The 14,348-nt window shown below is 60.9% G+C and carries 11 protein-coding genes; 7 read left to right on the top strand and 4 right to left on the bottom strand.

Annotated features, from left to right (window positions below; translation table 11 throughout):
• Window positions 1-33: 33 nt before the first annotated feature.
• The gene (gene aat, locus IFT76_RS18290) at window positions 34-714 is read right to left on the bottom strand and encodes a leucyl/phenylalanyl-tRNA--protein transferase (protein ID WP_192059689.1); all 681 of its coding nucleotides are present in this window, start codon (window positions 712-714) and stop codon (window positions 34-36) included.
• A gap of 404 nt (window positions 715-1,118) precedes the next feature.
• On the opposite strand from aat, the gene IFT76_RS18285 reads away from it, so the two are divergent.
• Genes IFT76_RS18285 through cysG form a run of 6 tightly spaced genes read left to right on the top strand, consistent with a single transcriptional unit; the run spans window position 1,119 to window position 8,677 of the window.
• The gene (locus tag IFT76_RS18285; protein WP_244647974.1) at window positions 1,119-3,599 is read left to right on the top strand and encodes a DNA translocase FtsK; all 2,481 of its coding nucleotides are present in this window, start codon (window positions 1,119-1,121) and stop codon (window positions 3,597-3,599) included.
• Between the two features lie 37 nt (window positions 3,600-3,636).
• A complete protein-coding gene (gene lolA, locus IFT76_RS18280) occupies window positions 3,637-4,260 on the top strand; it encodes an outer membrane lipoprotein chaperone LolA (protein WP_122477774.1) in 624 nt (207 codons plus the stop codon).
• A gap of 21 nt (window positions 4,261-4,281) precedes the next feature.
• Window positions 4,282-5,607, top strand: a complete 1,326-nt coding sequence (locus tag IFT76_RS18275) for a replication-associated recombination protein A (protein ID WP_122477775.1) — start codon at window positions 4,282-4,284, stop codon at window positions 5,605-5,607.
• On the top strand, window positions 5,604-5,978 hold the full coding sequence (crcB, locus tag IFT76_RS18270) for a fluoride efflux transporter CrcB (protein ID WP_122477777.1): 375 nt from the start codon (window positions 5,604-5,606) through the stop codon (window positions 5,976-5,978). Before IFT76_RS18275 ends, crcB begins: the two co-directional genes overlap by 4 nt.
• A 26-nt stretch (window positions 5,979-6,004) precedes the next feature.
• Window positions 6,005-7,285 (top strand): serine--tRNA ligase, encoded by a 1,281-nt coding sequence (serS, locus tag IFT76_RS18265; RefSeq protein WP_185793212.1) that lies wholly within the window; start codon window positions 6,005-6,007, stop codon window positions 7,283-7,285.
• Window positions 7,286-8,677, top strand: coding sequence for a siroheme synthase CysG (gene cysG / locus IFT76_RS18260; protein ID WP_122477780.1), 1,392 nt, complete (start codon window positions 7,286-7,288; stop codon window positions 8,675-8,677).
• 43 nt (window positions 8,678-8,720) lie between these two features.
• Here cysG and IFT76_RS18255 read toward each other — a convergent pair whose 3' ends face one another.
• Window positions 8,721-9,023 carry an RcnB family protein gene (locus tag IFT76_RS18255; protein WP_122477782.1) on the bottom strand — a complete coding sequence of 101 codons (303 nt, stop codon included), beginning with the start codon at window positions 9,021-9,023 and terminating at the stop codon, window positions 8,721-8,723.
• Window positions 9,024-9,453: 430 nt separating this feature from the next.
• Here IFT76_RS18255 and IFT76_RS18250 point away from each other — a divergent pair, with 430 nt between their 5' ends.
• Window positions 9,454-11,877 (top strand): autotransporter outer membrane beta-barrel domain-containing protein, encoded by a 2,424-nt coding sequence (locus IFT76_RS18250; protein WP_192059685.1) that lies wholly within the window; start codon window positions 9,454-9,456, stop codon window positions 11,875-11,877.
• Window positions 11,878-11,961: 84 nt separating this feature from the next.
• Here the strand turns inward: IFT76_RS18250 and IFT76_RS18245 are convergent, their stop codons facing one another.
• The gene (locus tag IFT76_RS18245) at window positions 11,962-13,143 is read right to left on the bottom strand and encodes an acetyl-CoA C-acetyltransferase (protein WP_192059683.1); all 1,182 of its coding nucleotides are present in this window, start codon (window positions 13,141-13,143) and stop codon (window positions 11,962-11,964) included.
• A 185-nt stretch (window positions 13,144-13,328) separates the two neighbouring features.
• Window positions 13,329-14,333: a GTP 3',8-cyclase MoaA gene (gene moaA / locus IFT76_RS18240; protein WP_192059681.1), complete on the bottom strand. Its 1,005-nt coding sequence runs from the start codon at window positions 14,331-14,333 to the stop codon at window positions 13,329-13,331.
• Between the last annotated feature and the right edge of the window lie 15 nt (window positions 14,334-14,348).

Genomic DNA, 14,348 nt, shown 5'->3' with positions numbered 1-14,348 from the left:
GCATCAAGTGTAAGCCAGTGCCGGAGAACTCGCCTAGCGCTGCCATGTCGCGCTATTGGGTTGGTCGAGGTATTGGCTCAGATAACCGGCGAACTGATCTCGGGCGATGCTTCGTGCGCCCAAGCTGTGCAAGTGCTCGGTGGGCATCTGGCAGTCGATCAGCACGAAACCGGCCTGCTGCAGATGCTCGACCAAAGTCACGAAGCCGACCTTGGAGGCGTTGTCGGTGCGGCTGAACATGGATTCGCCGAAGAACAGTTGGCCCATGGCCAGGCCATAGAGCCCACCTACAAGCGTCTCGCCGTCCCACACCTCGACCGAGTGCGCGTGCCCTTGCTCGTGCAGGGTGAGGTACGCGCGTTGCATGTCGCTGGTTATCCAGGTGCCGTCGGTGTAATCGCGCGGCCCTGCGCAGGCAGCGATGACAGCGGAAAAGTCCTGGTCGAAGGTTACCGTGAAGCGTTGCTGGCGCAGTACCTTGCGCAGGCTGCGTGACACGTGCAGTTCGGCGGGCATCAGCACGGTACGCGGATCCGGCGACCACCAGAGAATCGGCTGACCGTCCTCGAACCAGGGGAAGCAGCCGTGCCGGTAGGCCTGCACCAGCCGCTCGGGGCTGAGGTCACCACCGGCTGCCAGCAGCCCATTGGGCTCGCGCATCGCCTTGCTCAGGGGAGGAAAGACCAGTTCGTTTCGTTTGAGCCACGTCAGCATGGTTGTTCGCTACGGCAGGGGAGGGTGGTACCGGGGGCAGTGAGTTCATCCTGCCACGATCCGGTCGGCACGCCAATGCACGGCAGCAAGGCCGGGCAGTCAGGGCGACCGAGCTTTCATGTAACTTTTTCGGGCAATTGCAGTCCCATGTCACTGTTCTTCAAGATTGGCTCGTAAGGCCTTGTCGGCAAACACAAAGCACCGCTGAATCACATTTCGTGCGTCGCCTGATCCGAAGCTGAATGGCGCACGGCAAGCGACGCTTATATTGCAGATGCGCGAATTGCCGACAAAGCCGTACAATGCGATCTTTGCAGGGCCTGTTGTCCACCGATAGTGGCCATTTGCTGTATTTTTGTCATCCATCAGTTGCGCGCTTCGACAGGCGCAGGAAATCAAGCGTTTTGAAGAAATCCACTGCCTCATCCGCTCCCGCATCGGTGCCCGTCTGGCGCCAGCAAATGCATTATCGCCTCAAGGAAGGCGCACTGATCGCCATGGGCGCGCTGTGCCTTTATCTGTGGATGGCGTTGTTGACCTACGATCAGACCGATCCCGGCTGGAGCCACACCAGCAGCAACATGGACCAGGTGCAGAACGCGGCCGGCCGTGCCGGTGCGTTCGCCGCCGATATTCTGTTCATGGTGCTGGGCTATTTCGCCTATATCTTTCCCCTGCTGCTGGCGGTCAAGACCTGGCAGATCTTCCGTCAGCGCCACGAGCCCTGGCAGTGGAGCGGCTGGTTGTTCTCCTGGCGCCTCATCGGGCTGGTGTTCCTGATTCTCTCCGGCGCGGCCCTGGCTCATATCCATTTCCATTCCGCCGGCAGCCTGCCGGCGTCCGCCGGCGGCGCGCTGGGCCAAAGCCTGGGCAACCTGGCGCTCAACGCCTTGAACATCCAGGGCAGCACCCTGTTGTTCATCGCACTGTTTCTGTTCGGCCTGACCGTGTTCACCGACCTGTCCTGGTTCAAGGTAATGGACATGACCGGCAAGATCACCCTCGATCTGCTCGAGCTGATGCAGGGCTCGGCCAGCCGCTGGTGGGCGGCACGTGCCGAACGCAAGCAACTGGTTGCCCAACTGCGGGAAGTGGACGAACCGGCCTACGCTGCGCCCAGGGTCAGCGAGCCGCGCGATGTCGCCAAGCCCAGGCCGGTGCGGCCTGCGCCGGTGGAACCGACCCTGCAGAGCCGTCCGGTAGCACCCATCGCGCCGGCTGCAATGGCGGCGCCGGTCGCGGCCATTCAGCCCCTGCGGCCTGCGGTCCCGATCAAGCCGTTGAGTGAGGAAAGCACCCAGGGTGCGCCGAACGGCAAGCCGCCTGAGCAAAGCGCGCGGGTGCAGAAGGAGAAGCAGGCGGCGTTGTTCGTCGACAGCGCCGTGCAGGGCACCTTGCCGCCGATTTCCATTCTCGATCCCGCCGAAGAGAAGAAGGTCAACTATTCGCCAGAGTCGCTGGCGGCGGTAGGCCAGTTGCTGGAGGTGAAACTCAAGGAATTCGGCGTGGAAGTGACCGTTGACTCCATTCACCCCGGCCCGGTGATCACCCGTTACGAGATCCAGCCGGCGGCCGGCGTCAAGGTCAGCCGCATCTCCAACCTGGCCAAAGACCTGGCGCGTTCGCTGGCGGTGCTCAGTGTCCGTGTGGTCGAAGTCATTCCCGGCAAGACCACCGTCGGTATCGAGATTCCGAACGAAGACCGGCAGATCGTGCGTTTCTCCGAAGTGCTGTCCTCGCCCCAGTACGACGAGGCCAAGTCGCCTGTGACCATGGCGCTAGGCCACGATATCGGCGGCAAACCGGTGATCACCGACCTGGCCAAGATGCCTCACCTGCTGGTTGCCGGTACCACCGGTTCCGGCAAGTCGGTGGGGGTCAACGCGATGATTCTGTCGATCCTGTTCAAGTCGGGCCCGGAAGACGCCAAGCTGATCATGATCGACCCGAAGATGCTCGAACTGTCCATCTACGAGGGCATCCCGCACCTGCTTTGCCCCGTGGTCACCGATATGAAGGACGCGGCCAACGCGCTGCGTTGGAGCGTTGCCGAGATGGAGCGACGCTACAAGCTGATGGCGGCCATGGGCGTGCGCAACCTGGCGGGCTTCAACCGCAAGATCAAGGACGCCGAAGAGGCCGGGACGCCCCTCAGCGACCCGCTCTACAAGCGCGAAAGCATTCACGACGAGGCGCCGCTGCTCAAGACCCTGCCGACCATCGTGGTGGTCGTGGACGAATTCGCCGACATGATGATGATCGTCGGCAAGAAGGTCGAAGAGCTCATCGCGCGTATCGCGCAGAAGGCCCGTGCCGCCGGTATCCACCTGATCCTCGCTACCCAGCGACCTTCGGTGGACGTCATCACCGGCCTGATCAAGGCCAACATCCCCACGCGCATGGCGTTCCAGGTATCGAGCAAGATCGACTCGCGTACCATCATCGACCAGGGCGGTGCCGAACAACTGCTGGGTCACGGTGACATGCTCTACATGCCGCCGGGCACCAGCCTGCCGATTCGCGTGCACGGCGCCTTCGTTTCCGACGAAGAGGTGCATCGCGTGGTCGAGGCGTGGAAGCAGCGTGGTGTGCCCGACTACAACGAAGACATTCTGGCCGGCGTCGAGGAAGCCGGCAGTGGCTTCGAGGGCAGCAGTGGTGGCGGCGATGGCGACGACAGCGAAAGCGACGCGCTCTACGACGAGGCAGTGAACTTCGTGCTGGAAAGCCGTCGTGCGTCCATCTCGGCGGTACAGCGCAAGCTCAAGATCGGCTACAACCGCGCGGCGCGCATGATCGAGTCCATGGAAATGGCCGGTGTGGTCACGCCGATGAACACCAATGGCTCGCGCGAAGTGATCGCGCCGGGCCCGATGCGCGACTGATGCAACGCTCGCGCCTTACCTTAGAACGAGGATTCCCATGCGCCTGATTCGCATGCTGTTGGTTTCTGCCCTGGCCCTGGCCAGCCTGTCGGTACACGCCGACCAGAAGGACGTGGCGCGCTTGACGCAATTGCTGGAGAAATCCCAGACGCTGACCGCGCGTTTTTCCCAGCTGACCCTGGACGGCAGCGGTACCCAGTTGCAGGAGACCGCCGGGCAGATGGCCCTGCAGCGGCCTGGCCTGTTCAACTGGCACACCGACGCGCCGCAGGAGCAGCTGATGGTCTCCGACGGCAAGAAGGTTTCGCTGTGGGACCCGGACCTGGAGCAGGTCACCATCAAGACCCTCGACCAGCGCCTGACCCAGACCCCGGCGCTGCTGTTGTCCGGTGACGTGTCGAAGATCAGCCAGAGCTTCGACATCAGTGCCAAGGAAGCCGGCGACGTGATCGATTTCGTGCTCAAGCCCAAGACCCGCGACACCTTGTTCGATTCGTTGCGCCTGTCGTTCCGCAAGGGTGTGATCAACGACATGCAACTGATCGACAGCGTGGGCCAGCGCACCAATATCCTGTTCATGAACGTCAGGGCCAACGAGCCGATCGCCGCGAACAAATTCAAGTTCGACATCCCCAAAGGGGCGGACGTGATCCAGGAATAATTCGAGGTCGATTGCCGCCCCATGGACCTGTTTCGCAGTGATCCCATTGCCCAGCCGCTGGCCGCGCGTCTGCGCGCCAGCAACCTGGACGAATACGTCGGCCAGGAGCATCTGCTCGCCCGCGGCAAGCCGCTGCGCGAGGCACTGGAGCAGGGCGCCCTGCACTCGATGATCTTCTGGGGGCCACCGGGCGTGGGCAAGACCACCCTGGCACGGCTGCTGGCGAAGGTGTCCGATGCTCACTTCGAAACAGTGTCGGCGGTACTCGCCGGGGTCAAGGAGATTCGCCAGGCGGTCGAGGTGGCCAAGCAGCAGGCGGGCCAGTATGGCCGTCGCACGATTCTGTTCGTCGATGAAGTGCACCGTTTCAACAAGTCCCAGCAGGATGCGTTTTTGCCCTACGTGGAAGACGGTACGCTGATCTTCATCGGCGCCACCACCGAAAACCCTTCGTTCGAGCTCAACAACGCCTTGCTCTCGCGAGCCCGCGTGTATGTGCTCAAGAGCCTCGACGAGGCGGCGCTGCGGCGTCTGGTCGACCGTGCGCTGAACGAGGAACGCGGCCTGGGCAAGCGCCGACTGCGCCTGGGCGACGAGGCCTTTGCCATGCTCATGGCCGCTGCCGACGGTGACGGACGCAGGATCCTCAACCTGCTGGAGAATGCCTCCGACCTTGCCGAGGACGGCGAGGAAATAGGCGTCGAGCTGTTGCAGAGCCTGCTCGGCGATACCCGCCGACGCTTCGACAAGGGCGGCGAGGCGTTCTACGACCAGATATCGGCCTTGCACAAATCGGTGCGCGGCTCCGATCCGGATGCGTCGCTGTACTGGTTCGCACGCATGCTCGACGGCGGTTGCGACCCGCTCTATCTGGCGCGGCGGGTGGTGCGCATGGCCAGCGAAGACATCGGCAATGCCGATCCGCGGGCGCTGCCGCTGTGCCTGTCGGCGTGGGATGTGCAGGAGCGCCTGGGCAGCCCCGAAGGCGAGCTGGCGGTGGCCCAGGCCATCGTTTACCTGGCGTGTGCACCCAAGAGCAATGCCGTGTACATGGGCTTCAAGGCGGCGATGCGCGAGGCGGCCGAACATGGCTCGCTGGAAGTACCGCTGCATTTGCGCAACGCCCCGACCAAACTGATGAAGCAGCTGGGCTACGGCGACGAGTACCGCTATGCCCACGATGAACCCGACGCCTATGCGGCCGGCGAAGACTACTTCCCCGAGCAACTGAGTCCACGCCACTACTATCGCCCCGTGCCGCGCGGCCTGGAATTGAAGATAGGCGAAAAGCTCAAGCACCTCGCCAGTCTGGACGACAGCAGTCCGCGGCGACGGAGAAAGGCGTGATCCCGACCATTGTCGCGGTATCCCTGGGTGGGGTGGTCGGCACACTGCTGCGCCTGTTCACCGCGACCTACATCAATGCGAACTGGCCACGTCTGTTCTATACCGGTACGCTGGCCGTCAATATCATCGGTTGCCTGATCATCGGCTACCTGTATGGCCTGTTCATGATTCGCCCGGACATTCCGGTCGAGATCCGTTCGGGATTGATGGTGGGGTTCGTGGGTGGCCTGACCACCTTCTCGTCATTTTCGCTGGACACCGTGCGCCTGCTCGAAAGCGGCCAGGGACTGGTTGCCATGGGCTACTGCGCTGTGAGCGTATTCGGCGGCCTGCTGGCCACCTGGGCCGGCCTGGCACTGACTAAAATCTGACCAATACTGATAAACGAGAGACCGACATGCTCGATTCCAAACTGTTACGTAGCCAGCTTCAGGACGTAGCGGATCGCCTTGCCAGCCGTGGCTATGTCCTGGATGTGGCGCGCCTCGAGGCGCTGGAAGCCCAGCGCAAGACCGTGCAGACCCGCACCGAACAACTGCAGGCCGAGCGCAATGCGCTGTCCAAGTCCATTGGCCAGGTGATGAAAAGCGGCGGCGATGTCGACGCGCTGAAAGCGCAGGTCGAGTCCATCGCCGAGGAGCTGGGGCGCGGCAAGGCGGAGCTGGAACAGCTGCAGGGCGAGCTCGACGGTATTGCCCTGGGCATTCCCAACCTGCCCCACGAATCGGTGCCGATCGGCGAGGACGAAGACGGCAACGTCGAGGTCCGCCGCTGGGGAACGCCGACCACCTTCGATTTTCCGGTGCAGGACCACGTTGCCCTCGGTGGCAAGTCGGGTGGCCTGGATTTCGAGACGGCTGCCAAGCTGTCCGGTGCACGTTTTGCCATCATGCGTGGGCCGATTGCGCGCCTGCATCGCGCACTGGCGCAGTTCATGATCAACCTGCACGTCAGCGAACACGGCTACGAAGAAGCCTACACCCCGTACCTGGTGCAGGCCCCGGCCTTGCAGGGCACCGGTCAGTTGCCCAAGTTCGAGGAAGACCTGTTCAAGATCAGCCGTGAAGGTGAAGCCGATCTGTACCTGATCCCCACAGCCGAAGTGTCGCTGACCAACATCGTGGCCGGCGAAATCCTCGATGCCAAGCTGCTGCCACTCAAGTTCGTCGCCCACACGCCGTGCTTCCGCAGCGAAGCCGGCGCGTCGGGCCGCGATACCCGCGGCATGATCCGTCAGCACCAGTTCGACAAGGTCGAGATGGTCCAGGTGGTCGAACCGTCGAAATCCATGGAAGCCCTCGAAAGCCTGACTGCCAACGCCGAGCGCATCCTGCAGGCGCTCGAGTTGCCGTACCGGGTACTGGCCCTGTGCACCGGCGACATGGGCTTCAGTGCGGTGAAAACCTACGACCTGGAAGTCTGGGTGCCGAGCCAGGACAAGTACCGCGAGATATCCTCGTGCTCCAACACCGGGGATTTCCAGGCGCGGCGCATGCAGGCACGCTTCCGCAACCCTGAAACAGGCAAACCCGAGCTGGTTCATACCTTGAACGGTTCGGGCCTGGCAGTCGGTCGCACCTTGGTGGCCGTGCTGGAGAACTACCAGCAGGCCGACGGCAGCATCCGCGTGCCCGAAGTACTCAAGCCCTATATGGGCGGCCTCGAGGTCATCGGCTAAATGGAGTTTCTGCCGCTGTTCCACAAATTGCGCGACAGCCAGGTGCTGGTGGTAGGCGGGGGCGAGATCGCCCTGCGCAAATCGCGCCTGCTGGCCGAGGCTGGCGCGGTGTTGCGCGTGGTCGCTCCGAGCATCGACCCGCAGCTTGCCGATCTGGTGCGCGGCAGCGGCGGGCAGATGCTCGACAGGGGTTACCTGAGCAGCGATCTGGACGGCTGCGTGCTGGTGATCGCCGCCACCGATGACGAACCGCTCAACGCCCAGGTGTCGGCCGATGCCCGCGCGCGCTGTGTGCCGGTCAATGTGGTCGATGCGCCAGCACTGTGTACGGTGATCTTTCCGGCCATCGTCGACCGCTCACCCTTGGTGGTGGCAGTGTCCAGTGGCGGCGACGCACCGGTCCTGGCGCGGCTGATCCGCGCCAAGCTGGAAACCTGGATTCCATCCACCTATGGCGAGCTGGCCGGCCTGGCAGCGCGCTTTCGGCAGAAGGTCAAGGCGCTGTACCCGGATGTTACCCAGCGCCGTGCGTTCTGGGAGGAAGTGTTCCAGGGCCCGATCGCCGATCGCCAGTTGGCCGGGCAGGGCGCCGAGGCCGAGCGCATGCTCCAGGCGAAGGTCGACGGTGCACCGCCCCATGCCCCCGGTGAGGTCTATCTGGTGGGCGCTGGGCCCGGTGACCCGGACTTGCTGACCTTCCGCGCCCTGCGCTTGATGCAGCAGGCCGATGTGGTGCTCTACGACCGCCTCGTCGCGCCGGCGATCCTCGACCTGTGTCGTCGGGACGCCGAACGTGTGTATGTCGGCAAGCGTCGCGCCGAGCATGCCTTGCCGCAAGACCAGATCAACCAGCAACTGGTGGCCTTGGCCAAGCAGGGCAAGCGCGTGCTGCGTCTCAAGGGCGGCGATCCGTTCATATTCGGCCGGGGCGGCGAAGAAATCGAGGAATTGGCGGCCCACGGCATCCCATTCCAGGTGGTACCGGGCATCACCGCAGCCAGCGGCTGTGCGGCGTATGCCGGCATTCCCCTGACCCACCGCGACTATGCGCAATCTGTGCGTTTCGTCACCGGGCACTTGAAGAACAACACCAGTGATCTGCCGTGGCACGATCTGGTGTCCCCAGGGCAAACGCTGGTGTTCTACATGGGCCTGATCGGCCTGCCGATCATCTGCGAACAGCTGATTCGCCACGGTCGCGGCGCGGATACACCGGCGGCGTTGATCCAGCAGGGCACCACGGTAAACCAGCGGGTGTTCACCGGCACCCTGGCGGACCTGCCGCGGATGGTCGCCGAGCATGAGGTGCATGCACCTACGCTGGTCATCGTTGGCGAAGTGGTGGTGCTGCGCGAGAAGCTCGCCTGGTTCGACGGCGCGCAGTATCGCTGACGAGCACAGACCGGCGCCGACTGTCGCTGACAGGCGACAGCCATTACTTGGGAATGGGCTGGATGTCCTGAATCACCGCGTTGCTGCGTCGGACCAGTACGAAGTTGTCGCCGATCTGCACCCACTGGCTGTCCGGGTCGGGTTGCTTGAGCCCCGAGGATTTCCACCCGATGAAAGCTGAATCGGGTTGGGCATAGGCTGCCGGAACACGGTCGCCCTTGCCCAGGGAAACCAGCTCGGTGGCGTCGCCGGGCGGGCGGAATACCTCGATGGCAAGCGTGACAGGCGATGCGGCCGACAACAGCGCGCCGGTGATGCACAGCGAAGCGAACAGCATGCGGGTCATGGGGGAACTTCCTTTAATCAACCTATTGGCCAAGCTGCAACGATCAACGCGGAACCAGAGGCCACGCAATGTGGTGCACAGGTTCCGAAGAGACGGCTAGGCTTGACGTCTGCCAGTCTGAGATCTCGATTTTTCAACCGAATCGACCGTAGTATGCCAATTGTACAGCATGCCAAGCGTATTTGAAAAAGCTTCGACGGCAAGTAAGAAACTGCGCAAAGGCAACGTACGCAAGCTCCCATCTGTTCCAAAAATGTAACTTTGCATTGCATTGGCGAAGCATGGGAAATTTCCTCTATTTTTCTCCGCCTTGCGACGATTAAAGTTGTTGAAAAATAAATGCGTCATTTTGCGTGCGTGTCATGTATGGAATACAGGATGCCAGTGAGTACTGAATTTCGTCGGTTTTAAATATTGGTGGGCGGTTGAAATGGCTATAAAAAACAAAATTCTACAATGCTCTGGGCTGGCGTGGATGTTTGTGATGCCGCAGGATGTTATTGCTCTATCTGTCAATGGCCCTGATCCGTTGAATTTTAATATTCCCTTTAGTCCGACTATCGGGAATGGGTTGAATGTCGGTACGTATGGGTACGGACGAGTGAATATTACAAACGGCGCAAAAGTGACAAGTCATTCAGTGGGAGCTGGATCTGGTCAGCTGGGTGTTGACGCCGGTTCTGAGGGAGTGGTGGTTGTTTCCGGATCAGGTTCTCGCTGGAATAGTACAGGAGACACCAAAGTGGGGGTCAATGGTAAAGGCCTCCTGGTTGTAGATAGCGCGGCGCGTGTTTCTGTAGGTGAGTCGCTCGAGGTCGGAGTAGAAGGGAATTCGATCGGTAGCGTAGTGGTAAGTAATGGCAGCTCTCTATCTGTCGAGAACACGCTAGATGTCGGTGGGGAAGACTTTTCGCAGGGTAGCGTAAGCGTTACTGGAGGGAGCGTTATAAATGTTGTGGGGGCAGGTGTAGGCTCTATAACGCTCGGTAGAGCAAGCAACTCGGCTGGGGAGTTACTTGTTTCGGGGGGCGGCTCGTCCGTGAATGCGGCTGAAGTTACGGTTGTGGGTAAAGGTGGCAGTGGCATGCTCACGCTTCAGAATAAAGGTGAGCTAAACACCAATAAGCTGGTTTTGGCAGATGCCGCTGGTTCAAGCGGAGTGCTTTACATAGGTTCTTCAAACACTGACGCTCCGGCCGAAGCGGGTTCGCTGAACTCAACCGAGGGCGTTTGGCTCGGTGCCGGCGATGGCAGTATTGTTTTTAACCACACTGCATCGGATTATGAGTTTGCATCGGCTATTAAAGGAGGCGGTTCAGCGTTGATTGCAAATGGCCGAACGATATTGACCGGTGAGAGCACATACAGTGGGTTGACTAAATTAGTGGGTGGAGTGCTTGAGGCAGGAGGTATGAGTGTCTTCAGTAAGAACTCTGATTACACTGTATTTGAAGGCGGGGCCTTATCGCTCAATGGATACGGTCAAACGTTGGGAGGGTTGACCAATAGTGGTGTTGTTTCGTTGCAAGGGCCGCGTGCTGGTGCGGTACTCACAATTGATGGGGATTATACAGGAGGCAATGGATTGTTGATTTTCAACTCAGTGCTAAATGGCGATGAATCCGTGACGGATCGCTTGGTAGTCTTGGGGGATACTTCTGGTCTTACAAAAGTTAGCGTCAATAATTTGGGCGGATCAGGTGCCTCGACACTGAACGGGATAGAATTTATCACCGTCCAGGGCAAATCTTTAGCTCAGTTCGAGCAGGCCGGCCGAATCGTAGCCGGGGCTTATGATTATCGTCTCGTAAGGGGGGAAGGCGCCAATAGTGGGAATTGGTATTTGGACAGTGGAACTTCTGAGGTGCCAGAAATACCTCAGTCGCAAACTATTCGGCCTGAGGCGGGGTCTTACTCTGCAAATCTCGCGATGGCAAATGCTTTGTTTGAAATCAGGTTGGAGGATCGGCCCGGCTCGCGAGATTACACTGATCCACTGAGTGGCGAGCAAAAGACAACGCGTTTGTGGATGAAAACTATCAGGGGGTATGCCCATGGCGTAGATGTCAGCGGTCAGCTGAGTACTCACTCCGACCGTCAGGCTGTGATGATAGGTAGTGATATTGCATCAGGCGCGACAGGGAAAGGAGGAGGGTGGCGAGTAGGCGCATTGGCAGGTTATGGCAGCGGCACCAACGACACTGCATATAAACTTAATTCATACGACTCAAAAGGGCGAGTTTCAGGCTACTCAATAGGCGTTTATAGTACTTGGTACGAAGATGTCGTAGATGAAATGGGTGCTTATATCGACGGTGTATTTCAGTACAGTTGGTTCGATAATTCGGTAAAAGGTGAGGGTCTAAGTGGCGAGCAGTACAAGTCTCGTGGTCCCGTTGCTTCGGTAGAAGTTGGCCGTGTGATGGAAGTTTCCAAGTTTCGCGGTTTTTCATTTTATATTCAGCCCAAGGTGAAATTGGCTTGGTCCAGCATAAAAGCTGAAGATCACATTGAGCGGAATGGAACCGTGGTGAGATTTGGTAATGAGAGCGGTATTTCCACTCATTTGGCAGTGAGAGCATTTCTGAAAAATATAGATCGCGGCTCATCAGCAGGGACTGAGATCAAGCCCTACGTAGAGGCGGGATGGATTCACAGTGACAAGGTATATAGTGTCGATATGGATCGTGTGAAAATCTCCCAGGATGGGTATCGGGATGTCGGAGAAATAAAGCTGGGTGTGGAGGGTGAGGTAACTTCTCGACTTGGCCTGAGCGGGGCAGTTGGCCATCGATTCGGTGGCCGAAATTACAGTGACAGTGTTGCCGAGGTGAGTTTGACCTACGGGTTTTAGGTCGGTCGAACTACACCGAGGCTGAGCTTGCCAGTTTCCATCCATTCACCACACGCTGGCCAGTGCGTGTTGCCTGCTGCCGGGTCAGTCTCGCGCCAGAGCCAGGGCTACACCTTGCCCACCGCCAATGCACAGGGTGGCCAGCCCCTTGCTGGCATCGCGACGCAGCATCTCGTGCAGCAAGGTGACCAGTACCCGGCAGCCGGACGCCCCTATCGGGTGACCCAGGGCAATGGCGCCGCCGTTGACGTTGACCTTGTCGGCGTCCCAGCCCAGCACTTGGCCAACCGACAGCGCCTGCGCCGCGAAGGCTTCGTTGGCTTCGATCAGGTCCAGTTGCTCGAGGCTCCAGCCGGCCTTCTCCAGGCAGCGGCGAGTGGCCGACACCGGAGCGATGCCCATCACCGCCGGATCCACGCCGGCATTGGCATAGGCGGCAATGCGCGCCAGCACCGGCAGGCCCAGTGCCTGGGCCTTGGTCGCACTCATCAGTAGCACGGCCGCAGCGCCATCGTTGAGCGACGAGGCATTGCCAGCGGTGACGCTGCCGTCGGCTTTGAAGGCAGGCTTGAGCTTGCCCAGGCTTTGCGCCGTGGTGTCGGCACGGGGCTGCTCGTCTACAGCGAACTGCACGGGCTCGCCTTTGCGCTGGGGCACGGCAATGGGGGTGATTTCATCGACGAAACGACCCGCTTCGATGGCCGCCACGGCCTTTTGCTGGGACTGCGCAGCGAACGCATCCTGGGCTTCGCGGCTGATGCCGTACTGTTCGGCCAGGTTTTCTGCGGTAATGCCCATGTGATAGTCGTTGAAGACATCCCACAGGCCGTCCTTGATCATGCTGTCGACCAGCGCGGCATTGCCCATGCGCAGACCGGTGCGTGCGGCCGGCAGCAGGTAGGGCGCCAGGCTCATGTTTTCCATGCCGCCGGCGATGATCACCTCGGCGTCGCCGCAGCGGATGGCCTGGGCGGCCAGGTGCACGGCCTTGAGCCCTGAACCGCAGACCTTGTTCAACGTCATGGCCGGCACGGCGCTGGGCAGGCCGGCGAACATCGCCGCCTGGCGCGCGGGGTTTTGCCCGGCGCCCGCGGTAAGCACCTGCCCAAGAATGACCTCGTCGACCTGTGCAGGATCCAGATCGGTCTGTGCGATCAGTCGGCGAATCACCGCAGCGCCCAGCTCGACGGCGGGTACGCTCGCCAGCGAGCCCTGGAAACTGCCGACGGCGGTGCGTGTGGCGGCAACGATAACGACGTCTTGCATGAAGGAGTCCTCGGTAGGGCGGCCGGTGGCCTTGTTCTTGTAGGAAGCGGATGGCACCGCTCAACGTACCGGACACACAGCGACGGCACAGAGTGATTGTCGGCCCTGTGCACTGATTTGATAAGTTGCATTTTCAAACGGGTTTATAAGAAAAGCAGAACAATGCCACAGACCAGCGCCCGCACTCAGCCGCCAGTCATGTTCATGAAGCGCACTACCTGCACGTCATCGTCGAGGCGGAAGTTGTGGCTCCACGGCTTGAGCTGCATGGCCTGGATGATCGCCTGTTCGAGCACTTCCGGCTGGCCGGGATGATCACGCAGGACTTGCTTGAGGTCCGCCGAATGCTCGTTGCCCAGGCACAGCAGAAGGCGCCCTTCGACGGTCAGGCGCACGCGGTTGCAGGTCGCACAGAAGTTGTGGCTGTGCGGGGAAATGAAACCGATGCGCGTGCCCGGCGCCTGGGGGATGCGCCAGTAGCGCGACGGGCCCTGGGTGGAGTCGGCGGACGGCAGCAGCTCGTAACGCTCGGCGATGCGTGCGCGTACCTGATCACTCGAGTAGAAGGCTTCGGCGCGGCTGTGCTCGCTGATGGCCCCCAGGGGCATCTCCTCGATGAAGGAAATGTCCAGGCCGCGGTCGATGGCAAAGCTCACCAGGTCGACGACTTCGTCGTCGTTGCGACCCTGCATGACCACGCAGTTGAGCTTGGTATGGTGGAATCCGGCCGCGTTGGCCGCGTCGATGCCGGCAATTACCTTGTTCAGGTCGCCGGTACGAGTGAGCTCGCGAAAACGCGCTGGATCGAGGCTGTCCAGGCTGATGTTCAGGCGCTTGACGCCGGCGTCGAACAACGGCTGGGCCAAGGTTTCCAGGCGCGAGCCGTTGGTGGTCATGCACAGTTCCTGCAGGCCGGGCAGGGCAGCGATGCGTCGGCACAGGTCGACGATGCCCGAGCGCACCAAGGGTTCACCCCCGGTCAGGCGAATCTTGCGAGTCCCCAGGGCGACGAAGCTTGCGGCCACCTGCTCGAGTTCCTCGAGGCTGAGAATCTGCTGGCGCGGCAGAAACGTCATGTCTTCGGCCATGCAGTACACGCAGCGAAAATCGCAGCGATCGGTGACCGACAACCTCAGGTAATCGACTTTGCGGGCGAAGCCATCGTGCAGGGTGCGCTCAGGGGTGTGCATCGGGGGTACCAGTAA

The sequence above is a fragment of the Pseudomonas sp. CFBP 13727 genome (genome assembly GCF_014841915.1).
GTDB classification, from domain to species: Bacteria; Pseudomonadota; Gammaproteobacteria; order Pseudomonadales; family Pseudomonadaceae; genus Aquipseudomonas; species Aquipseudomonas baltica.
The sequence above is the reverse complement of the archived record's forward strand: the minus strand, read 5'-3'. Positions and strand labels throughout refer to the sequence as shown.